We start from the raw sequence: 20,975 nt of genomic DNA, 5'->3' as shown, positions 1-20,975 counted from the left end.
GTTCTCGAAAGTGACGACTTTCTCACGATGAGACTACCGATACTTTGCTCCCAAAACTTTTCTGCACCAGTGAGGCCTCGTTTCACAAAGGCGGAGGCGCGGAAGCCTCAATACAACAAGCGGGGTGCTATTTGTTGTATTCGCCGCCTTACTCCCCGGATTTGAACCCGATCGAACATCAGTGGTTTGTTTTGAAGAACCGGATGCGGAAACAGATTCAATCGGGCGAACCGTTTAGACAGGTCGTCGACCATGCCTTTATGGCCTAAACGGATCTATCCGCGGATTGCTATATCCGCGACGCTTCCCTGGTCGCAGAAGCGCTTACTGTTGCTCCCTTAGCGCTGTTCCCATCACTCGTTCAGGTGAGCGACTAGCTGTACCTCATAAAGTTCTTCGAACCAGGGCTTCTTATCTTCGAGATTCCACAGCTCGGAGGCGCAATCGTCGTGGGATGAGGCCGGCTGAATGTGGATATGCAGTGTCTTGTCCTTCGTGTCGAAATCATATCGAACCGAAGCGATCGCGCCAATGCCCCGGCGATCGAGGGCGACGGCCACCCGCAGCATGGCACTCAGCTCATTCACCAGGTTGCGATCCTGCTTGTCAGACAGGTTGCGATAGTTGTCGTGCTTCTTTTTGGGCAGGCTCTTGCGGTGATAGCGGGCCACGTTGGCAATGACTTCAATTTCGGCTTCGGTGTAGCCCAGCAACTCCCCATTGCGAATCAAATAGTAGGAATGTTTGTGGTGGCTAGAGTGGCTGATGTAATGCCCCGCATTGTGCAGAATGGCGGCAGCCCAGAGCAGTTCCCGTTCGGCGTTGCCCCAGTTGTGGAGGTGCCCCCGGGTCGCGTCAAACAAGCGGAGGACAAAGTCGGCCACGCGCGCTCGGGGGGCCGGGGGGACATGGTATTTGTCAGCGGTGGCCCGCACACTGCGCTCCCGCACCGATCGCTGAAACTGCATCCGATCTTCGATTAAGCCCCGGCTGAGCATCCAGTCCACGACGACCCCTTCGCGCAAGGCTCGCTCGCAGATGGTGAGGCTCTCAGTGCCGAGCATGATCATCGCTTCTTGCAAAATGACGGCTCCCGCCAAAATGATTTCTGCCCGTCGGGCCGCCATCTCGGGCAAATCTAGCCGCGCTTCGAGATCGAGCTTCCGCAGCTTATTTGTCCAGGTTTGCAGTTCTGCCAACGTGAAGTGAAAGCCGTTGAGCGGTTCTGGCACAAATCCCAGCCGATCTTGGGCAATCAGGGCGGCGACACATTCGATCGTCCCTGAGGTGCCCACGAGGTGTAGGGCCTCATCGGGTTGCAGGTGGCGTTTCAGATCCTCCACCGCCGGCTCCATGCGCCCCCGCACATAGGCGGTGAGGTAGGTGAATTCTTCGTCACTGATGGGATCCGTGCTGACAAATCGCGCCGTCAGTCGCACCGCTCCGACCTTCGTACTGCTGAGAAAGCGATGGGGGCCGCCCGTGCCCAGCAAGAGTTCCGTGGAACCGCCCCCGATGTCGATCACAGCATGGGGTTGGTCGTGAAATTCCATGCCGGACAAGACGCCCAGATAAATGCGACGGGCTTCTTCGGTACCCGCAATCAGGTTAATGGAGAGCCCCACCTCTTGTTGGACTCGTTCCAGAAAGGCTTGACCGTTTTTGGCCTCACGAACGGCGCTGGTGGCTACTGCTACAACGTCTTCGGCTTGTAAACTTTCTGCCAGCGATCGGCAGCGCTTCAGCGCCTCAATCCCCCGTTCCATGGCCTCGTCTGACAGATCGCCGTTATCGGCAAAGTCGCCCAGACGCACGGTTTCCTTTTCGCGGTCAATGATGGTGAACGCGGGGAGTGAGGCTTTGATTTTGACCACCACCATGTGGATGGAGTTGGTGCCCACGTCAATTGCGGCCAGGATGCGATCGCGCTGGAGGTTGGGGTCTTGCTCCAGATAAGGGTAAGGGGCGCTAGTACGGGAAGGAACGGAAGTGGTGTTAACCATAATCAAGTTCGGTATATTGCCTTACATCTTACTGGGGAGACCCCGATGAGCTCAAACCCTCGTCACGCATTGATGCCAGTCTTTACAACCCGAGATGAGGGGTAACCATGGCTTCGATGTCGGGGGCGCGATTAGGGAGAGCGGCGGTTAATACGTCGCTGCCAGTGGGGGTAATCAGCACATCATCTTCGATGCGGATGCCGCGCACATCGCGAAACTCGGTCAAGCGTTCCCAGTTCACCACGGCGGCGAAGCGATCGCGGGTTTGCGGATCTTGCAAAATGCCCGGTACTTGATAAAGTCCCGGCTCGATGGTGACCACCATGCCCGCTTGCAACGGTCGATCCAGCCGGAGGAAGGCGAGGCCGAAGCGATCGCTGCGCGTACGACCAGGCGCATAGCCCGCCAAATCGCCCAAATCTTCCATGTCATGCACGTCAAGCCCGAGCAGGTGCCCGATACCGTGGGGAAAAAAGAGGGCGTGGGCATCCTGCTCGACCAATGAATCGGGATCACCCCGCAAGATGCCCAGATCGACCAATCCCGCTGCGAGGACTCGACTCGCTAGTAGATGTAGATCGCGATATTCCACGCCGGGTTTTGCCGCGTCAATGCAGGCATCGTGAGCCGCCAGCACCAGGTCATACACATCGCGCTGCGTCGGCGAAAACGTCCCCGTCACCGGCCACGTGCGGGTGATATCTGAGGCCCAACCCGTCGCGGCTTCTGCGCCCACATCCGCCAACAGCAAATCCCCCGGCTGCAAGGCGTGGTGATAATGCTCGTTGTGCAAGACCTCGCCATGCACCGTGACGATGCTGTTGTAGGCGGTCGTCATGCCCTGGGCCATGATCACCGCTTCCATCGCGGCGCGGACAGTGGCTTCGGAGTTTCCCGCTTGGGTGGCGGCCATGCCTGCCCGATGAGCTTGGACAGAGACCTGCGCCGCGCGCCGCATTTCCGCGATCGCCGCCCCATCGTGGGTGAGCCGCAACTGCACAATCGCCTCGGCCAAGGCCCGATCCTGGGCGGGATTCACAACGCCACGCCCGGTGAGTTGGGCGGCAGCGGTGGTGGAGTCTTGCACCGCGACGGTCGCTACTCCCGTCAAATACTCGTTCAGCTCGCTGAGGGGATACGCCGCATCGGCCCCGATTTTGGTCGCAATGTCGGCGCGGGTGGGGGTGGGGCCATGCCACAAGGCCGCCGCCGGGGTGGACTCATCCATAAACAAAGTCAGCCGCGTTCCGTCTAGCCGGATGGCAGCATTCATCAACGGCAGTCCGGCAAAGTAGAGGAAGTGACTGCTTGTGCGAAATGGATAGACATTGGCGGGAAAGTTGCGGGGACTGGATTGTCCCGACCACAACACCGCCGGAAAGTGGATGAGTTGGGCTAGCCGCTCCCGGCGGCTCCGCAGGGTATCAGCCAAGGTGGGGGGAGGCGCGATCGCAGTCATAAAACCCGTACTTTGTTGAATGTGTGGCAGCTCTAATGTCAGCGTAAAAGATCGATCCGAGATTAACACCCGTATGCCGACACCATTTACCGCTGAGGACAGCCCCCGCATCATTGTTACGACTTTTGTAGAACGGTAGAAAAAGTCAAGAGCTGCCTCGCTTGGTAGTACAAGAATACTGTCCAGCGTGATAGAATAGCGTCGTGACTTTCCATCGAGGTGGGCTATGCCGTCGTTGGTTGTGCGTCCCGGAGGTACGGTGCGGTTAAAGCAGCAGCCGGATCATTTGCCCGACTTTGTGGTGATGGCCTGTGCCAGCGATCGCGCCTGGATTCGCCAGCCCGAGTGGCCCACCCACGCTCAATTGTGTGTACGACTAACCCAATTGGCGGTGCCCTACGCTCAGGTCTCGTAGCCATTTGGCGATGTGTCCCCATCGACTCAGACGCCGTTGCCACCCCTTGTTAGGATGACGACGGCGCAATTCCTTAGGGTTGTATGATTCCTGCTGATACTGCCGAAGCTCAAATTTTAGAATTGGTCATGCCGCTAGACTCGCGGCGGGATGTTGAGACGGTCTCGCTGCCCGAGGCCGCAGGACGGGTCTTATCGGCATCGGTTGTCAGCCCCACTGACTTTCCCCATTGGGACAACTCGGCGATGGATGGCTACGCGGTGCGCTACGACGATATTGCGCAAGCCAGTGCGACCCAGCCCATTGAATTGGCAGTAATCGAAGACATCCCGGCGGGGCAACCGCCACAGCAATCAGTGGCCGCAGGGCAAGCGGCGCGAATATTCACCGGGGCGATGATGCCGCCCGGAGCCGACACCGTCATCATGCAAGAGGAAACGGAACGCCGGGGCGATCGCGTCCAAATTTTGGCGACGAGTCGGCCCCGTGCCTTTGTCCGCGAGCGGGGCAGCTATCAGCGAGCGGGGGGCCGGGTGCTCTCGGTCGGTAGCGTCGTCACGGCGACGGAAGTGGCGATTTTGGCGGCGGTGCAGCGATCTCAGGTGGAAGTCTATCGCCAACCGCGCATTGCTATTCTCTCCACGGGTAACGAGTTGGTTGCTCCAGAAGACGAGCTACAACCGGGGCAGATTGTCGATTCTAATCAGTATGCGCTGGCCGCTTTAGTGCGACAGATGGGCGCTATCCCAGTCTGCTTGGGCATTGTGCCCGATGATCCAGCGGCGCTTAAAACGGCCATCAGCCAAGCGATCGCGGAGGCCGACATGGTGCTCTCGTCGGGGGGCGTATCAGTGGGCGATTATGACTACGTCGATCAGATTTTGGGCGACTTGGGGGCAACCCTGCATATCCGTTCAGTGGCGGTGAAACCGGGCAAACCCCTGACCGTCGCCACGATCAAAGGGGCCTCAGCCCCACAACTCTATTTCGGCCTGCCGGGCAATCCGGTTTCCGCCCTGGTGAGTTTTTGGCGGTTCGTGGCTCCGGCTATTCGCAAACTGTCGGGCCGAGGCGGTAATTGGGCTGCGCCGTTTTTGCTGGCGCGATCGCGGCAAGACCTCAAAGCGGGCGGCAAACGTGAAACCTATCTCTGGGGCCAGTTACACACAACGCCGTCAGGGCTGGAGTTTAGCCTGGCGCCAGGCAGTCACAGTTCTGGCAATTTGATCAATCTGGCCGGTACCCAAGCTTTAGCGGTGGTGCCCATTGGCGCGACTGCGATCGCGGCGGGCTCGCTGGTGCGGGTGCTGTGGGTCGGGGCTGCATGGCCGAGTGGATGAGGTGCCTGACCTGCCTGAAGTGGCCGTCTCCGGTAGCGTGCTGACCGATAACGGACCACGCATCGGGTAGGGCAACAATAAGTTTCTCAACTGTCCTGGCTCTCGTCGCCCATCCGTTTTCACAATGAAAGCAAGATGCGATCGCGCAACTCATTCCTCTGTCCATCGGTTCTATGCAACAGCCTCCTTTTCATCATTCCAACCAAGAGCCGCTGCCTGACGCCAACGACATCCAGGCGGAGTTTCAGGGCAAGCCCACGGTCTGGCATCAGGAAGACCCCAATTTTCAGCTCTCGGAAGCGGGGCGATCGCGACTAGAGTCAGACAAGCGCTGGCTCGGCAACTTTATTGTGGGGCTGCTGCTGGCGGGGTTTGCCATTGGTGGGCTGCTAGCGGTGGGCTTGGTGTGGGGGATGAATCGCCTGAACATGATCGAGCCGACGCCTATCCCAGCCCAGGAATCCGCCGAATAACCGCAGGTACAGATCCGACTATCCCGAATGGTCGCCGCTATTAGCGATCGACCAGAATGCGAAACCGGGGACGCTCGGGCTCGGGCACCTCCGGCGGGCGTTCTCGTTGCAAGATCACCATGTTGCTGCCGACCACAGGCGATCGCGCCAGCAATTCACCTGCTGGAGTCAAACATTGGATTTCCTCAAATTCGAGATCCTGAGACTGCTGCATCAGCGCTTGGGTCAATTGCGTTTGGTCGTAGTCCGACAGACGATACCAGTCGCCGTTCAAGATCAAGGTCAGTTGATTGCGCTGAAAATCAGCTTGCACCGAGTCCACAACCCGTTGGGCATTCAAAATTGAACTATCCGTCAACTGTGACTGAATTTTGGCAATGCGATCGCCATCCACAATAACGGGGGCGGGCTCGCTGGGCATCGATGGCGCATCTGGTGCTGCTGGCCCTGGCTCATCTTCAACGGCACCGGAATTGGGCAAGCCCACAGTAGGACTTGCGGTCTTCTCGAGCGCAGCCGATGGGTGCGTCGGCGAGCTCGCAACCGCAGGCTGACGCACAGTATTCAACACAATCAGTAGCAACACTAACGTGCCGATAATTATGGCGCTAAGTACAGCGTCGGGAAAATCGGCCACCGTCGGCACCCGGTTCCTTACCCCCGTTAGCAGTCGTTGCCATACCCGCCGAAATCGTCGCCCAGCCGGTTTTAGCCAGCTCAAGGCATCCTGTGTCGTGGGTGGTGCGGGCGGTGCCGCCGGAGTCTCTGACAGTTCCTCGTCCCATTCAAAGGTGGCTTCATCCCACTCCTCTGTTGTCGCTGCATCATTGGCGGGGGCGGCGGCTGTCGGGGCCGATTCTAGAGACTCATAGGCACTGTCATCGGACCACTCTGCCTCCGTTGTTTCTGCTGCCGTGGTGGTCGCAGTGGTGGTGTCAGCGGTTGCCCGGGAGACTTCTGAGGCCAGCGCTGCGTCATTGTTCTCATCGCCGTGGGCCTGAGTGCCTGTTGCGTCCGCCGTCCCAGGATGCTCTTCCAGAGCCTCATAGGCACTATCGTCGGACCATTCCGCCTCAGCAAGTTCGGTCGGTTCCTCAGGGGGCGTCGGATTTTCTGGCGAGTTGGTTTCCTCAGGCATGGGGGTTCCTTATGACCAAGCTGGTGCTATTGTCGCGTAAAATCGCTGATTCCATCGGCGACATCGGTCAACTTGTCGGTCTAGATAACTGCGATCGCGCCCCTTGCACCTCTCTGCCCAGGGTCAACATGCAGCGGCGCGAGGTTACAGTTCCCCGGCCAGACATATCGTTTGCCCTGGGCCATCCGTCTCACATCGGGGTACCCCTCTGGGCATTGCTGTGGTCAGGGCCGCTGGGTCGATGCCGCAATACGATTACTTTCAAATGCTTTGATATACTTAGGTATTCAAACGCTTAAAGCAGGCTCTATGCTCAGAAATACTTCTCCCTTTGATAATCAGCAGTTGATGCGGCGGCAAGAAGATTTGATCAACGCCGCTTCGAATCGATATCGCATTACTGTGCAGGTGGCGAACCGGGCACAACGTCGCCGTTTTGAAGAGTTTGAGTCTTACGACGACCCCCGGATGAAGCCGGTGCTGCGGGCCATTTTTGAAATGTCGGACGAGCTGACTCAGCCGGAAATTATCGGCGAATAAGCGGTCGTGCGTCATCTGAAAGAGGGGACTGGCTGGCGTTTGGGGTATGACCCAGACGCCAGCGTTTTTAAAGGCTTAGTCGGGGGCGATCGCTGGGCGGTCGAATTGACCGCAGCCGAATTCACTGATTTTTGTCGGTTAGCGCTACAACTAGCTGACACGGTGCGATCGCTGGCCCCTGAGTTAATGGACGAAGAACGCATCACTTGTGAACAAGAAACCTCCCGCATTTGGCTAGCAGTGGAGGGTTTGCCCACCGTCTTTGACTTACGCTTCATTCTCTGTGAAGGGCGGCGAGCCGAGGGCGGCTGGGACGCGACAGCCACCGCTGAACTAATGCAAGCCATTCCGACGGTGACCCTGTTTTAGTCGGCGCAAAGGCACCATTGAAACGGGCGAAAGTGAACTGCCGCATCGAATGTCAGTCAACCGAGTTCGATCAATCAGAGTCAATTGACGTCATTGATCGCCTGCTTCAGACGGGAGAGCGCGAGTTGCACTTCGTTAGCGGTCACCACGAGCGGCGGCACCAACCGCACCACCCCAGGTCCCGCTGGCACGACCAATAAGCCCTGAGCCATCGCCGCTTTTACAATGTCGATGGATTTTACCGAGGCTTCCGGCTGGAGGACGAGACCGTTGATCAGGCCCCACCCGCGCGCCCCGGAAAATAGCTGGGGATACGCCTGGGCGATCGCCTGCAGTCCCGCGCGGAGCTCTGCGCCGCGAGCCTGGACATTTTCGAGTAGGCGCTCGCGCATCAGCGCTTGACACACCGCTAACGCCACCCCGCACACAAAGGGATTGCCCCCAAAGGTACTCGCGTGGTCGCCCGGTTCAAACACATCGCAGTGGGCTTTGCACAACATCGCGCCGATGGGAATGCCCCCGCCCAAGCCCTTAGCCGAGGTAAAAATATCGGGTTCAATGCCCAGATTTTCGTAGCCCCAGAGCTGGCCGGTGCGGCCCACGCCGACCTGCACTTCATCCAAAATCAGCAAAATGCCGGTGTCATCACAGAGCTGCCGAATTTGCTGAAAATAGTCGCGATCGCCCGGATTCACGCCGCCTTCTCCCTGGAGCGGTTCCAGCAAAATCGCGGCCACTTGGGGGCGATCGCTATCCAACTCTGCCACTGCTGCTTGCAGCGCCGCAAAGTCGTTGTAGGGCACGTAGTGAAACCCTGGCACCAATGGGCTGAAGTTCTTTTGATATTTCGGCTGCCCGGTCGCGGTCACCGTCGCCAGGGTGCGGCCATGGAAACTCGCGTTGGCGGTCAGGATGACGGGGTTTTCAATATTTCTCTTGACGTGGGCATACTTACGCGCCAATTTAATGGCCGCTTCGTTCGCTTCTGCGCCGGAATTGCAGAAAAACGCTTTATCGGCACAGGAATGCTGGGTGAGCCAGTGGGCTAGTTTTCCCTGTTCGGGAATGTAGTAAAGATTGGAAACGTGGTGCAGCTTCTGGATTTGCTGCGTCACCGCCTCCACCATCACGGGGTGACCGTGCCCCAGCGTGCAGGTGGCAATGCCCGCTACAAAGTCTAGGTACTCACGGCCATCGGTATCCCAGACGCGGCTGCCCTGACCGCGCTCCAACGCGAGCGGAAAGCGCCCATAGGTGTGCATCACAGCACTGTCAAAGGTGACCGCATCAAACGCGCGATCGCTCACCCGAGCGGGTGATGTCAATGCTTTAAGAGAGTTCCGAACTTTTGTGGCTAAGCTCACTGCACATGCCTCAACGTCAAGCGGGGAAATCGCCTCAGGTGAATTGGGGGCGATCGCCTTTACGTAAGTGATTATGATAACTTAGCCGCCGTTCGCCAGGGCACACGAGCGACTGGATTTTCTCTGGTCAGAAACTAGCTAATCCACATCAGTCATCTTTCCGACTGGCAGCGGATCGTGACGAGGTCAGCGTGTATCTCTTGACGGATGCTGCTGCTGACCGGGTCAGTCATATTAAAAATGGAATCCTGATCGCTGGAATTGCCAGCGGCACATTATTCCTGATCGGTACTGCGATCGCAAGAATAATAGGGAATCGCGTATTAGCGCTCACACTTGCACCGCATTCAGCAGAGAAGCGGTCTAGCATCATCTAGTAATGATTATCAGATCGCCGCTTTTAACATCAGTGCGCTCACACAGGTCACCTTTTTAACATCGCCAGCTTGCGTCATACAAATCATAAAAATGCGTACATTTAATAGTTCTACTTGGGAAATTGAAGACGATGAGCAGGCGCTGATTCTAAATCGGGTGGGCGATGCGATCGCCCTATTTAATGCCGAGCGACAGTTAACCCTGTTTAACGACAAGTTTCAGGAAATGTGTGGCCTGTCGGCGGATTGGCTCGGTCAGCGCCCCCGGCTGGCAGAAATTTTAGAGCGGTTGGTCGCGAAGTCATTTTGGTCAGCCGAGCAGCGCGATCAGGTGATGGCCCACTGCGAAGATCCCACCCTGCAAAACCAAGCGCTACCACTACAGCAGGCCAATCAAACGTACTTGGAACTGCTAGTCACTAACACCTCAAATCAGGGGCAGCTATTTATCCTGCGCGATTTGACGAGCGAACGGCAGTCTCAACTCCAGTTAGCGGGGGAGGTGCATCGACTGCGGTTTTTGCTGGGTCTGACGGAAAAGTTGCAAACCTCCGACAATCTTGAAGAAATTGGCAAGTTTGCCCTGAACTATTTAGTGGAAGCCATGGGGGCTGCTTTTGGCGATGTCAAAGTGGTGAGTGGTCAGGGTAAAGATCGCGTTGCGGGGGCGTTGATCAATCAAGTTTCGGGGCAGTTTATCGCGACCTACGGCAAGCCGGCGATCGCCGAAATGGAGGCTGTGCTGCAACAAGGAGTGAAACATGGTGAAGGACTCTTGTGGGACGTTGTGGACACGGGCAAACCCATGTTTGTCGGCAATTATGCGGCACATCCCAAATCAGTCCCAGGCTTCCGGCATCCCGGCATTGGCCAATTGGGGATCTTTCCCATTCCATCGGCGGATGGCAGTATTATCGGCGTCGTGACGCTAGAGTCGCGCACCCTGCAAAAGCTGCAAGAAGCCCCCCAGCAAGACATGCTATTGGCGGCCTGTCGCACTTTAGGAGCGGCGATCGAACGTGCCCAGTCCCAGGAGCGCCTGCAACGCATCAACCGCGATTTAGAGCAGGCCTCACGGCTGAAATCCGAGTTTTTAGCGTCGATGTCCCACGAGTTGCGGACGCCTCTCAACAGTATTCTCGGCTTTTCGGAACTGATGCTCAAACAGTTGCCGGCGGACGACACCCGCAGAGCTGGTCACACGAAAGCCATTCGCCGGAGCGGCCAACATTTGCTGAATCTGATCAATGACATTCTGGATTTGTCCAAGATTGAATCGGGCAAGTTTGAGCTCGACCTGGAAAACGTCTCGGTGCAGAATCTCTGTCGCGAGTGCTTGAGCATGGTGCAGCCGCGCGCCGATCGCAAGCGCCTCCTACTGTCACTGGAATTGGACTACCGCATTGATCGGGTCAATCTGGATGCGCGACGGGTGCGGCAGATCATCATCAACTTGTTGTCCAACGCCATCAAGTTCACGCCGGAACAAGGCAAAGTACGTTTGTCTGTCGTGCTCGCCTATGGCAGCCAATTACTAGAGGACTTTCGCCCCGATGACAGCACGGTTAATGTCAGTACCCCCTATCTCTGCATTGCGGTGGAAGATACGGGTATTGGCATTTCCCCAGAAAAGCGGGCCCTGCTGTTTCGTCCGTTTCAGCAAATTGATTCGTCACTCACGCGACGTCACGAAGGGACGGGTCTGGGCTTGGCTTTAACCAAGCGCTTGGCCGAGATGCACGGCGGCACTGTTTCACTCAAGACCGATACTGAAGTTGGCAGCACTTTTTGTATTTGGTTGCCCTTGCATGAAATGCGCGACGTTGCCCCTGCCGCCGCTGAGCCCACCGTCGATCAGCCGGCTTCGTCAGACAAAACGTCCGACGGTAAAGCGTTTAACGGGCAGTCAGTGTTGGTGGTCGAAGACCAACCCTACAACCAAGCCCTGATTACTGAAGTGTTAGAAATGGAGGGCTTTACGGTTGATTTGGTGAGCGATGGTCACGCCATGATGGCGACCATGACTTCGGAACTGGTGACCGGCAAGTCTTTGCCCGGCCTCATTCTGATGGATGTACAACTCCCTGGGGTGGACGGATTAACGCTGATCCAGGCACTGCGGCAGCATCCGCTGTGGCAGGGAGTGCCCATTATGGCGGTGACGGCGATGGCGATGCCGGGCGATCGCGATCGCTGCCTGGCCGCCGGGGCCGACGATTACATTACTAAGCCCATCGACTTCGACTTGCTGATGCAAAAGACGCGACAGTTGACTCAAGCAACGGCCAGCGCCTGATGAGGGCTGAGGCCCATGACGCCAGTGTCTTTAATGACAGGCTGGGCAACCTAGGGCTGTATCTACCCGACCGACAACCCTTTGACCATGTGTTCCCATGACCGTGACATCGTCTGCTTCGATTTTGTTGGTGGATGACGATCCGCAAAATTTATATCTCATGGCCGAAGTTTTAGAGGCGGAAGGCTACCAGGTGCAAGAGGCCACTTCGGGGGCGGCGGCGCTAGCGGCGATCGCGGCCGCGCCGCCGCACCTAGTGCTACTCGACATCATGATGCCCGAGATGGATGGGTTTGAGGTGTGTGAGCAAATTCGCCAAAATCCTCACACCGCCACTCTGCCGATCATTTTTCTCACCGCGCTCAGTGATGACGATGCTTACCTCAAAAGCATTGACGTCATGGGCGATGATTATTTGACGAAGCCCATTGAGCTCGATTTGGTGCTCAAAAAAATCAGCCGTACGTTGCGGCTCAAGCAGTTGCGAGATGAGGCCTATCAGACGCAGTTGTCGGCCCAGACGGAAAAAATGGCGCAGATCCAAGTGCAGCACCAGCGGCAAATGACGGCGGCCTGGAAAATCAGCGAAGCGTTGGCGGAAAAGTTCTACTCCTTTGTGCCCCGGCAGTTTCTCACGCGGGTCGCGCCGCGCGGGCTGGAGTCGCTGCAAGTGGGGAATGCCATTGAGTCCGACATGACCATCTTGTTTTGTGACATTCGCGAGTTTACGGCGATCGCCGAAACCCAGACCGCCCGAGCCACCTTTGCCTGGCTAAATGTCTTTTTTGAGAGCATTAACCAGGCGGTAATGAAGCATCAAGGTTTTGTCGATAAATATCTCGGGGATGCGGTGATGGCGGTGTTCGATCGCGATCAGCATCATGCCCTGGACGCCGTTCGGGCGACGGCGCAAATCTGCCAGGCTCTGGAACAGTTCAATGGCGATCGCCATAAATTTAGTTTGCCTGAGCCGATTCGGATTGGCATTGGGCTGCACTCGGGCCAGGGCCTCATCGGCACCGTCGGCGCAAATCAACGGATGGATACGACGGTGGTGGGCGATGTCGTGAATACAGCCTCACGCCTCGAACATCTCACTAAAACCTATCAATGCGCCGCGATCGCCAGCGAGACAGTCATTCAGCAGTTGCCTGCCGATCATGACTTTCAATTTCGCTGGTTAGATTTGGTCACCCCCCGGGGCAAAACCCAAGCGCTCAACATTTACGAATTCGTCGGCGGCGAGAGCGATCGCGCCCCCGACGCCATGACCCAGCCAGCTCCCACCTAGATGCTTTGCGAGTCCGCCGCTGTGTTTGCCCCGATATTATGCGACGCTCAAATGTGGTTCCTGACATCGCTGCTGCCTGCTGCTTTCTGCCAAGTTAACCACTAAGCTGAAAGAGTCATCCTCAGCCCCAGAACATTGTCATGAACTGCCGCTTGCAAATGAGTTTCCGCTGGGTGGTGCTGTGCTGTTGCTGTCTGACCCTGTGGGCCTGTCAGGCCAATCAATTCATCGATAGCAGTACGGCTTATCGATACAAACAACCTAGCCAAGACGGCATCGGGAAAGTCTACATGGGGCGAGAAATTGCCCAGGTGATGGGTTATGAAGGAGCCTATTGGCTAGAGCGGCCTAGTCGTGAACTGCAAGAACATCCTCAACGGGTGGTGGATTTATTAGACCTCGACCTGGATGCGATCGTGGCGGATATTGGCGCTGGCAGTGGCTACATGGCCCAACGGCTGGCCCAAGCCGTTCCGAGCGGTAAAGTCTTGGCGGTCGATGTGCAGCCCGAGATGATTGATTTGCTCAATCAGCGCATTACGGAAGAGACCCTCACCGTCGTCAAGCCCGTGCTGGGCACCACTGCCGACCCACAGTTGCCCCCGGAGAGCATTGACCTAGCGCTGATGGTCGATGCTTATCATGAATTTGAGTATCCCCGTGAAATGCTGGAGCACCTGTGGATAGCGCTGCGACCCGGCGGGCAAGTCGTGCTGGCAGAATATCGGGCCGAAAATCCGTTGGTCATGATTAAGCGCCTGCACAAGATGAGCGAGGCGCAAGTGAAACGCGAGTTAGCCACCGTGGGTTTCGAATGGTTGAAGACGGAGGAATCGCTGCCACAGCAGCACTTGCTGTTCTTTACGAAACCGGCTGCGGCCCCATCGCCCACGGCCTAATCTGGTTCATCAAATAGCTTCATCACCTCCCGCTAAACTACTGAGTTCAGTCACCGATTGAGCCGCCAATTGTCCATTGTTCGTTCCCCAGTAATTCGAGTTTTACTTCAATATTCCTTCCATGAAATGAGAAGATAGGGTTTGGCGATCGCACGTATTGAGAAAGACTTATGCTGAAACGACTCACAGCGTTACTTCTAGTAGTGACGGCCCTAGTCCTACAGGGCTGTGTCAGCGCGGGCGCGGGCTTGCAGTCCTATACCGATACCTACGACGGTTATCGGTTCCTCTATCCCGCTGGCTGGACTGAGGTCAAAGTTTCGGGTAACGCCGATGTGGTGTTTCACGACATTGTGAATGAAACCGAAAATATCAGCGTGGTGATCAGTGACGTGCCCGAAGGCCAAACTCTCAAAGATTTGGGCACCCCGACGGAAGTTGGCTACAAGCTTTCCAAAAGTCTGAACGCCATGGCCGGTGAAGACCGGGAAGTGGAACTGGCGAATGCGATCGAGATCGATCGCGACGGTGAGCCTTACTACATTCTCGAATACATCGCCGATCTCCCCTCCGGTATTCGCCATAACTTGGCCAGTGTGGTGGTGCGGCGGGGCAAGCTCTTTACCTACAACGCCTCGACCATTGAAAGCCGTTGGGAAAAGATGGCAGACTTGATGAAGCAGTCCGTTGCCTCATTCTCGGTAGATTAGTTGACAGCGGTTCTGACCTTCTAGGTAACTGGGTCCCATTAAACGGTAACCTGGCGGCTGATTTCGACTCTCCTCAATGAGCAATATTGCTTGCTAGGAAAGAAATTGAGGGTTGAGCGGAGTCGAAACCTGTCTGCGAAATAGTTGTGCCTACCTACTTATACGGCAGATTCATTTATGGAAGACTTGCAGTTTGTACTGGCATCCGCGTCATCGGCGCGCCGCAAGTTGCTGACTACTGCTGGCATCTCGGTCTACACCTGCCCCAGCAACTTTGATGAAGATCAAGTGCAAATTACGGAGCCAGCGCGGTTGGTGAACACGCTGGCCCAGAGCAAAGCGCAGCTAGTCGCGTCGCAGTTTAAGCGGGCCTTGGTGTTGGGGTGTGATTCGGTGCTGGTGTTTAACGGCCAAATTTATGGCAAACCGGACAGTCCGGCGGATGCGATCGCGCGCCTGCATGCCATGCGCGGCAGTATGGGGGACCTGTACACGGGCCATGCCCTGATCGATACCGTGCAGCAAAAATCACTGGTACGCTGTCGTGTCACCCAGGTCTACTTTGCCAACGTGAGCGATCGCCAAATTGCCGATTATGTGGCGACGGGGGAACCGCTAGGCTGTGCCGGAGCCTTTGCCATCGATGGCAAAGGGAGTTGCTTTATTGAAAAGATTGACGGTTGCCACACCAACGTCCTGGGCTTGAGTATGCCGCTGCTGCGAGAGCTCATCCACGAACTGGGATACGACATCACTGATTTTTGGTCCGCGAGTTGAGCGATCGCCCGCCATGTTCACCATGATTCCTAAGGTTATGTCGTGGCGAGGCGCTGGCCCAGTTTTTGGGCTCGCCGTTGCACGCGCGGCGACAACTGCGCAGCTTGGGGATCGATCATGCCAATCCACAGTGTGCCAATGGGTTTCGCCCCGAGTAGCGTCGCCAGTTGCTGCAGCGTCTTGGTCACGCTGGTGAGCCAGCGGGCCAAAAATCCGGGGGCAGCACTCGAAGACACCAGCACCGCCCGTTTCGTCATCTGGGACTGACGTGCCGACGGTGCTTTTTGTCCCCAAGGCCAGTAGCCATAGCAGACGCAGCGTTCCACAAAGCGCTGGGTGAGCGCATTTACATTGCCAAAGTTGACCGGAGCCCCCAACACCAACCCATCGGCGGCATCCAGTTGATCCAAAATGGCCGCCATGTCGTCATGCAACACACACTTGCCTCGCTGTGGTCCCGGCTGCTGTAAACAGGCACGGCAGTTGGTGCAAAATTCGATGTGCTGATCTTGCAAATAAATCTTGTGGGTCTCTGCGCCAGCGGCTTGCGCCGCCGCCAAAACTGCGGTCACGGCGGTATCGATGGTGCCGTCTTTGCGATAGCTGCCGACAATGCCGATGATGCGATGGGTTGCCGTCATGATGAAGTTCCTCCTGACAGGGATGCGCCATAGCTAAGGTATGGCCGCCACAACGCAAAAAGGTGCAGAGACTCAGGCTGACATCTCTACACCTCCATTATGAATCTCGGGTCTGGGGAGCGATCGCGATCGCAGACAAACCGTAGCAATTGCTCTTAGATAAGGCAGCGATCGCCTAGCCTCCCGCAACAGCAGGCACAATGCTGACTTCATCGCCGTCGCTCAGGGCGGTGTCTTTGCCATCTAAAAAGCGGATGTCTTCGCTGTTGACGTAGAAATTCACAAAGCGGCGCAGTTCACCTTGGTCGTCGCAGAGGCGAGCTTTGATACCGGGAAAGTGGGAATCCAGGGTATCCATCAAACCACCAATGTTGGCGGCGTCGCACTCGACCGTCGCTTCGTTATTGGTGAATTTTTGCAGGGGAGTGGGAATCAGAACTTTGATGGCCATAGCTAGTCAAAAATCAAAAGGTCAAAAATTGTAGGGTTAGGCGATCGCTCACCTAAAAGTCGTCCGATAAAACAGCCTACCCTTGTTTGTGTCAACAAAGGCAGGCTGCGACTACGCGAGAGTGAGTTTTCACGGAAAAGCTTCCAGAAAACTCAAAGAAAACGCTGTTAAACGGAGGTTTGTTGCCAGTCCAAACGCTCCAGGGTGCGAGCCCGCTCTAAGGCCCGCTCAAAACTTTCGAGCTTCGGCTCGATGGTCAACGGCTCACCAATGTATCCCTGCACGGCTTCCTGAGTCTTCAAGCCATTACCAGTGATATAGGCCACCGTCGTTTCGTCGGGGTTGATTTTCCCGGCTTCGACCAATTTCTGAAGCACGGCGATCGTAGTACCGCCAGCCGTCTCGGTAAAGATGCCTTCGGTTTCCGCCAAGAGCTTGATGCCATCAATGATTTCGGCATCGGTCACATCTTCAATATTGCCGTTGGTCTTGCGGGCAATGTCGAGGGCGTAGATACCATCAGCGGGATTACCAATCGCGATGGACTTGGCAATCGTGTTGGGCTTCACGGGAGTGACGAAATCTCGCCCCTCTTTAAAAGCTTGGGAAATCGGGGAGCAGCCTTCGGCCTGGGCACCGCTAAAGCGGACATCCTTGGCCTCCACCAAGCCCGTCTTCACGAACTCTTGGAAGCCCTTGTAGATCTTGGTGAACAGAGAGCCCGAGGCCAACGGGGCGACAATGTGGTCGGGCAGTTGCCAACCCAGTTGCTCAGCTACCTCATAGCCCAGGGTTTTGGAACCTTCGGAGTAGTAGGGGCGGAGGTTAATGTTCACGAAGCCCCAACCCTGAGTATTCGCCACTTCAGAGCATAGGCGGTTGACCTGGTCGTAGTTGCCCTTCACCGCCATCACGGTGGGATTGTAAATCAGCGTGCCCAGTACTTTGCCCGCTTCCAAATCAGACGGGATGAAGACGCAACAGTCGAGTCCGGCATGAGCCGCGATCGCGGCGGTGGAGTTCGCCAGATTACCCGTGCTGGCACAAGAAACGGTGGTGAAGCCGAGTTCGCGAGCGCGACTAAGAGCGATCGACACGACACGGTCCTTAAAACTTAAGGTGGGCATATTGACCGCATCGTTTTTGATGTAGAGAGACTTCAGCCCCAAGCGTCGAGCGAGGCGATCCGCCTTGAGTAGAGGGGTCATGCCGGTCCCGACATCAATGGGATTATCCGAGGCCACAGGCAAAAACTCTTTGTAGCGCCAAATCGACTTTGGCCCCGCTTCAATGCTGGCACGACTCACCCGCTGACGGATCAGGTCGTAGTCGTACACCACTTCTAAGGGGCCAAAGCAAACATCTTCGCAAACGTGCTTCGCGCCAAGGTCATAGGTTTCGCCACATTCACGGCAGCGCAACGCCGAAAAAGTCGGGCCCAAGGAAGCGGCGGTTGATAGGGTTTTGGGCTGCTCAATGGCCTGGGTCATAGTTTTCTGTGCTCTCTCGCGGGATGGACATTAGTGCAGTAGCAACAACAGAGCTGTTTTAACTGAACTTCGCGAATAGTATCACGGTCAAAAAACACGGGTCAAATATACCCGACTATTTTTGTCGGGATTAATTGCGGATGCTCAATCCGTCTGCTGGTAGTGCTTGTGGGCATTGAGTCGGGGGGCGATCGCCGTCTTGGATCGATCACCCTTCGAGAGGAAATTGATATCTTTGTTACGAAAAATGGAGGAATTCAGAGCCGCGATCGCGCCCTACAGGCAGATTCCCTCAGATTTTCTCCGGCTTTGTTCGTCCCGAGTATCGTTGGATACAAAACGTCTTCTCATAAGTCGCATTAATAGTCGGTTAATGCATTACGGTTTGCATTTCTTAAAGGCCCAATAACCACAAAACGTGCCTCCATCGGTGGGCGTTTCCGTGAGTTTCAGTAAGATGTGGCTATCGTAATGTTTGGTTCCAGCAGACAAAAGTGGACTCAAGATGATAGCAGCGCAGGACAAGCCCTTAGCCAATGCGTTTCGCCAACTGGCGGGTGGAGCTTTTCCCCCGGTCATTGAAACCTATGAGCGCGGCAAGACAATCTTTTTTCCCGGCGACCCCGCCGAGCGCGTCTATTTTTTGATGAAAGGGGCGGTCAAGCTTTCGCGAGTCTATGAAATTGGCGAAGAAATTACCGTGGCGCTGCTGCGAGAAAACAGCGTCTTTGGGGTTCTGTCACTGATCACAGGTGAGCGCTCTGATCGCTTTTACCACGCGGTGGCCTTTACGCCGGTAGAGTTGCTGTCTTTGCCGATTGATCAGGTGCAGCCAGCGCTGACCGAAAATCCAGAGCTGGCGATGGTGATGCTGAAAGGATTGTCATCGCGGATTTTGCAAACCGAGATGATGATCGAAACTCTGGCCCATCGCGATATGGGCTCTCGGCTCGTTAGCTTTTTGCTGATTTTGTGTCGGGACTTTGGGATGCCTAGCTCCGATGGCATCACGATTGATCTGAAATTGTCACACCAGGCGATCGCTGAAGCGATCGGCTCCACCCGGGTCACAGTGACTCGCCTACTGGGCGATCTTCGCCAAGAAGGCATGATTGCTATCCACAAAAAGAAGATTACCGTGCACGACCCGGTGAATCTCAGTCAGCAGTTCACGTAATCGGAAAGCTGTGCAGTAGAGTGGTCATGAATCGCAGGTAACGGGCGCATGGCCACAGGTTACGTTCTAGTATTGGCAGTCTTAATTCTCGGCGGTGTAATTGCCACACTCGGCGATCGCATTGGCATGCGAGTCGGTAAGGCGCGGCTGAGCCTGTTTAACCTCCGCCCCCGTCAGACGGCTACTGTGGTCAGCATTTTGACGGGCGGTGTGATTTCTGCGTCTACTCTGGCGTTGCTCTTTGGCATCAGTCAGCAGCTGCGCACAGGGGTGTTTGAGCTAGAGCGCATTCAAGATGACCTCTTGCAGGCTGAGGCCGAGCTGGATGAAGCACAAATTGCCAAGACTGATATTGAATCAGCCCTGACCGATGCTCGCGAAGAACAAACGGCGGCCCAGCAGGAACTCGCCGACATTAACCAGTCTTTGCAGCAGGCGGTAGAACAGCAGCGCACGACCCAAAGCGAGTTACAGCAGTCGCGATCGCGGTTATCATCCCTCCAGTCTGAGTTGGGGCAGGTTTCTCAACAATCGGCCCAGCTCCAAGATGAAATTCAGCGGTTACAGACGGAGCGGGCCGACTTATTGCAGCAGCAGGCCACGGTGCAAGAACGCATTGCTGAGCGCGATCGCCTCATTGCCGAGCGCGATCGCGCAATAGCCCAGCGCGAATCCCGGCTCCGTGAACTGCAACGCCAGCAGACCGAACTGCAAGAGAATGTCGCGCTGTTGGAGCGACAATATCAGGGTCTCTTTCGCGGCAGCGTGGCAGTTGATCGCAACGAGCCTCTGGTCTCGGTGCTGTTGCGGGTCAATGACCCCGTGGAAGCCCGCCGCGCCGTTGATCAACTGCTGCGGCAGGCAAATCGCTCTGCCATTGAAGAAATTGCTCCCGGCATTGATCGTGACGATCCGGTCCTGTCAATCCCATCCCAAGACGTTGATCGCCTAGTGCAGCGCATTAGCGATGGGCAATCCTATGTTGTCCGAGTGCTCTCGTCGGCCAACTACATTATCGGTGAGCCCTGTGTCGTGGCCGATGGCGACCCTTGTGTCCAGGTTTTTATCGATGCGGCGGTGAATGAACTAATCTACGAACCCGGTCAGCGGCTGGCCATGGTGAGCGTTGATCCCCGCAATTTGACCAATCAAGAGTTAGTCGAAAAGCTGAACCTACTGATTGCATCGCTCCAGTTTCGCGCCCGTCAAGATGGTCTTGTTGGCGATACCCTACAGGTCGCCGAGGGACGGACAGAAGCCCTGATTGCCTTTTTACAAGAAATGCGGAGTCTGGACACGCCGATCGACATTCAGGCGATCACTTCAGCGCCAATTCCTACTGTGGGTCCGTTACAAGTCGAATTATTTGCCGTCCGCGATGGTGAGGTCCTGCTGCGCACGGATGCTTTACCCCGTGAAGCCTTTCCAGAGCCAAGTTCCAGCGATCCCCCGCGTCGTGATCAGCGCCCCAATTAGGCCCTCTAAGCAAACTTAGACGATTATTTTTCTGCCAAGTAAATTTAAGAATGTCTACAAGATTTGCGGATAGTAACTATCTGAGCCCTGATTTAGCTTTCTATATTATTCAGTGCTTAAAATTGGGCTACGACATCAAAAGCGTCTTAAGACCAAGTTTGGGATCGCTATACCAGCGCCAGGGGGATTCACAACAGCCGTCATTGGCATGACCTGTCGTGTAGCCTGCCATCCAGCTTGATCGCCATGAGCAGTTTGATGATGGTCGAGAATGCTGCATCATCTCATT

The 20,975-nt window shown here is 56.1% G+C and carries 20 protein-coding genes; 13 read left to right on the top strand and 7 right to left on the bottom strand.

All coding sequences use genetic code 11. From position 1 onward, the window contains the following. The first annotated feature begins 44 nt into the window (after window positions 1-44). A complete protein-coding gene (locus JUK32_RS28120; protein ID WP_255538341.1) occupies window positions 45-269 on the top strand; it encodes a transposase in 225 nt (74 codons plus the stop codon). 84 nt (window positions 270-353) lie between these two features. Here the strand turns inward: JUK32_RS28120 and JUK32_RS22020 are convergent, their stop codons facing one another. Both JUK32_RS22020 and JUK32_RS22015 read right to left on the bottom strand, forming a co-directional pair. Further along, window positions 354-2,003 (bottom strand): Ppx/GppA phosphatase family protein, encoded by a 1,650-nt coding sequence (locus tag JUK32_RS22020; RefSeq protein ID WP_204141020.1) that lies wholly within the window; start codon window positions 2,001-2,003, stop codon window positions 354-356. Window positions 2,004-2,085: 82 nt separating this feature from the next. Further along, window positions 2,086-3,462 carry an aminopeptidase P family protein gene (locus JUK32_RS22015; RefSeq protein ID WP_204141019.1) on the bottom strand — a complete coding sequence of 459 codons (1,377 nt, stop codon included), beginning with the start codon at window positions 3,460-3,462 and terminating at the stop codon, window positions 2,086-2,088. Between the two features lie 226 nt (window positions 3,463-3,688). On the opposite strand from JUK32_RS22015, the gene JUK32_RS22010 reads away from it, so the two are divergent. From JUK32_RS22010 to JUK32_RS22000, 3 genes are all read left to right on the top strand, one after another. Continuing rightward, complete coding sequence (locus tag JUK32_RS22010) at window positions 3,689-3,877, top strand: hypothetical protein (protein ID WP_204141018.1); 189 nt, start codon at window positions 3,689-3,691, stop codon at window positions 3,875-3,877. 83 nt (window positions 3,878-3,960) lie between these two features. Next, a complete protein-coding gene (gene glp / locus JUK32_RS22005) occupies window positions 3,961-5,217 on the top strand; it encodes a gephyrin-like molybdotransferase Glp (protein ID WP_204141017.1) in 1,257 nt (418 codons plus the stop codon). A gap of 173 nt (window positions 5,218-5,390) precedes the next feature. Further along, window positions 5,391-5,690, top strand: a complete 300-nt coding sequence (locus JUK32_RS22000; RefSeq protein ID WP_204141016.1) for a hypothetical protein — start codon at window positions 5,391-5,393, stop codon at window positions 5,688-5,690. Window positions 5,691-5,730: 40 nt separating this feature from the next. Here JUK32_RS22000 and JUK32_RS21995 read toward each other — a convergent pair whose 3' ends face one another. Beyond that, a complete protein-coding gene (locus JUK32_RS21995) occupies window positions 5,731-6,828 on the bottom strand; it encodes a hypothetical protein (RefSeq protein WP_204141015.1) in 1,098 nt (365 codons plus the stop codon). Between the two features lie 309 nt (window positions 6,829-7,137). On the opposite strand from JUK32_RS21995, the gene JUK32_RS21990 reads away from it, so the two are divergent. Continuing rightward, window positions 7,138-7,368 (top strand): DNA-directed RNA polymerase subunit omega, encoded by a 231-nt coding sequence (locus JUK32_RS21990; protein WP_204141014.1) that lies wholly within the window; start codon window positions 7,138-7,140, stop codon window positions 7,366-7,368. A 6-nt stretch (window positions 7,369-7,374) separates the two neighbouring features. After that, complete coding sequence (locus JUK32_RS21985; protein WP_204141013.1) at window positions 7,375-7,737, top strand: DUF1818 family protein; 363 nt, start codon at window positions 7,375-7,377, stop codon at window positions 7,735-7,737. 80 nt (window positions 7,738-7,817) lie between these two features. On the opposite strand, the gene JUK32_RS21980 is transcribed toward JUK32_RS21985, so the two are convergent. After that, complete coding sequence (locus JUK32_RS21980; RefSeq protein WP_375541599.1) at window positions 7,818-9,101, bottom strand: aspartate aminotransferase family protein; 1,284 nt, start codon at window positions 9,099-9,101, stop codon at window positions 7,818-7,820. A 468-nt stretch (window positions 9,102-9,569) separates the two neighbouring features. Between JUK32_RS21980 and JUK32_RS21975 the strand changes: the two genes are divergently transcribed. From JUK32_RS21975 to JUK32_RS21955, 5 genes are all read left to right on the top strand, one after another. Next, on the top strand, window positions 9,570-11,774 hold the full coding sequence (locus JUK32_RS21975; RefSeq protein WP_204141012.1) for an ATP-binding protein: 2,205 nt from the start codon (window positions 9,570-9,572) through the stop codon (window positions 11,772-11,774). A 97-nt stretch (window positions 11,775-11,871) separates the two neighbouring features. Next, complete coding sequence (locus tag JUK32_RS21970; protein ID WP_239112945.1) at window positions 11,872-13,065, top strand: response regulator; 1,194 nt, start codon at window positions 11,872-11,874, stop codon at window positions 13,063-13,065. A gap of 140 nt (window positions 13,066-13,205) precedes the next feature. Beyond that, window positions 13,206-13,964 (top strand): class I SAM-dependent methyltransferase, encoded by a 759-nt coding sequence (locus tag JUK32_RS21965; protein ID WP_239112944.1) that lies wholly within the window; start codon window positions 13,206-13,208, stop codon window positions 13,962-13,964. Window positions 13,965-14,134: 170 nt separating this feature from the next. Further along, window positions 14,135-14,674 (top strand): photosystem II reaction center PsbP, encoded by a 540-nt coding sequence (gene psbP / locus JUK32_RS21960; RefSeq protein WP_204141011.1) that lies wholly within the window; start codon window positions 14,135-14,137, stop codon window positions 14,672-14,674. Window positions 14,675-14,851: 177 nt separating this feature from the next. After that, window positions 14,852-15,451: a nucleoside triphosphate pyrophosphatase gene (locus JUK32_RS21955; protein WP_204141010.1), complete on the top strand. Its 600-nt coding sequence runs from the start codon at window positions 14,852-14,854 to the stop codon at window positions 15,449-15,451. A gap of 35 nt (window positions 15,452-15,486) precedes the next feature. Here the strand turns inward: JUK32_RS21955 and JUK32_RS21950 are convergent, their stop codons facing one another. The 3 genes from JUK32_RS21950 to thrC form a co-directional block, all read right to left on the bottom strand. Then, window positions 15,487-16,092, bottom strand: coding sequence for a flavodoxin family protein (locus JUK32_RS21950; protein WP_204141009.1), 606 nt, complete (start codon window positions 16,090-16,092; stop codon window positions 15,487-15,489). A gap of 175 nt (window positions 16,093-16,267) precedes the next feature. Continuing rightward, complete coding sequence (locus JUK32_RS21945; RefSeq protein WP_204141008.1) at window positions 16,268-16,543, bottom strand: MoaD/ThiS family protein; 276 nt, start codon at window positions 16,541-16,543, stop codon at window positions 16,268-16,270. Between the two features lie 167 nt (window positions 16,544-16,710). Then, on the bottom strand, window positions 16,711-18,033 hold the full coding sequence (thrC, locus tag JUK32_RS21940) for a threonine synthase (RefSeq protein ID WP_204141007.1): 1,323 nt from the start codon (window positions 18,031-18,033) through the stop codon (window positions 16,711-16,713). Window positions 18,034-18,538: 505 nt separating this feature from the next. Here thrC and ntcA point away from each other — a divergent pair. Next, on the top strand, window positions 18,539-19,210 hold the full coding sequence (gene ntcA, locus JUK32_RS21935) for a global nitrogen regulator NtcA (protein WP_204141006.1): 672 nt from the start codon (window positions 18,539-18,541) through the stop codon (window positions 19,208-19,210). Between the two features lie 48 nt (window positions 19,211-19,258). Next, window positions 19,259-20,686: a DUF3084 domain-containing protein gene (locus tag JUK32_RS21930; protein ID WP_204141005.1), complete on the top strand. Its 1,428-nt coding sequence runs from the start codon at window positions 19,259-19,261 to the stop codon at window positions 20,684-20,686. Window positions 20,687-20,975 lie beyond the last annotated feature (289 nt).

It is taken from the genome of Halomicronema sp. CCY15110 (assembly GCF_016888165.1).
Lineage (GTDB): Bacteria > Cyanobacteriota > Cyanobacteriia > Phormidesmidales > Phormidesmidaceae > Halomicronema.
This window is presented reverse-complemented; position numbering and strand designations above follow the sequence as displayed.

Excerpts from the sequence above, each read along its gene's own strand:
- JUK32_RS22020 (WP_204141020.1), bottom strand. The coding sequence starts at position 2,003 with ATGGTTAACACCACTTCCGTTCCTTCCCGTACTAGCGCCCCTTACCCT.
- JUK32_RS22015 (WP_204141019.1), bottom strand. The coding sequence starts at position 3,462 with ATGACTGCGATCGCGCCTCCCCCCACCTTGGCTGATACCCTGCGGAGC.
- JUK32_RS22010 (WP_204141018.1), top strand. The coding sequence starts at position 3,689 with ATGCCGTCGTTGGTTGTGCGTCCCGGAGGTACGGTGCGGTTAAAGCAG.
- glp (WP_204141017.1), top strand. The coding sequence starts at position 3,961 with ATGATTCCTGCTGATACTGCCGAAGCTCAAATTTTAGAATTGGTCATG.
- JUK32_RS22000 (WP_204141016.1), top strand. The coding sequence starts at position 5,391 with ATGCAACAGCCTCCTTTTCATCATTCCAACCAAGAGCCGCTGCCTGAC.
- JUK32_RS21995 (WP_204141015.1), bottom strand. The coding sequence starts at position 6,828 with ATGCCTGAGGAAACCAACTCGCCAGAAAATCCGACGCCCCCTGAGGAA.
- JUK32_RS21990 (WP_204141014.1), top strand. The coding sequence starts at position 7,138 with ATGCTCAGAAATACTTCTCCCTTTGATAATCAGCAGTTGATGCGGCGG.
- JUK32_RS21975 (WP_204141012.1), top strand. The coding sequence starts at position 9,570 with ATGCGTACATTTAATAGTTCTACTTGGGAAATTGAAGACGATGAGCAG.
- JUK32_RS21970 (WP_239112945.1), top strand. The coding sequence starts at position 11,872 with ATGACCGTGACATCGTCTGCTTCGATTTTGTTGGTGGATGACGATCCG.
- JUK32_RS21965 (WP_239112944.1), top strand. The coding sequence starts at position 13,206 with ATGAACTGCCGCTTGCAAATGAGTTTCCGCTGGGTGGTGCTGTGCTGT.
- psbP (WP_204141011.1), top strand. The coding sequence starts at position 14,135 with ATGCTGAAACGACTCACAGCGTTACTTCTAGTAGTGACGGCCCTAGTC.
- JUK32_RS21955 (WP_204141010.1), top strand. The coding sequence starts at position 14,852 with ATGGAAGACTTGCAGTTTGTACTGGCATCCGCGTCATCGGCGCGCCGC.
- JUK32_RS21950 (WP_204141009.1), bottom strand. The coding sequence starts at position 16,092 with ATGACGGCAACCCATCGCATCATCGGCATTGTCGGCAGCTATCGCAAA.
- JUK32_RS21945 (WP_204141008.1), bottom strand. The coding sequence starts at position 16,543 with ATGGCCATCAAAGTTCTGATTCCCACTCCCCTGCAAAAATTCACCAAT.
- thrC (WP_204141007.1), bottom strand. The coding sequence starts at position 18,033 with ATGACCCAGGCCATTGAGCAGCCCAAAACCCTATCAACCGCCGCTTCC.
- ntcA (WP_204141006.1), top strand. The coding sequence starts at position 18,539 with ATGATAGCAGCGCAGGACAAGCCCTTAGCCAATGCGTTTCGCCAACTG.
- JUK32_RS21930 (WP_204141005.1), top strand. The coding sequence starts at position 19,259 with ATGGCCACAGGTTACGTTCTAGTATTGGCAGTCTTAATTCTCGGCGGT.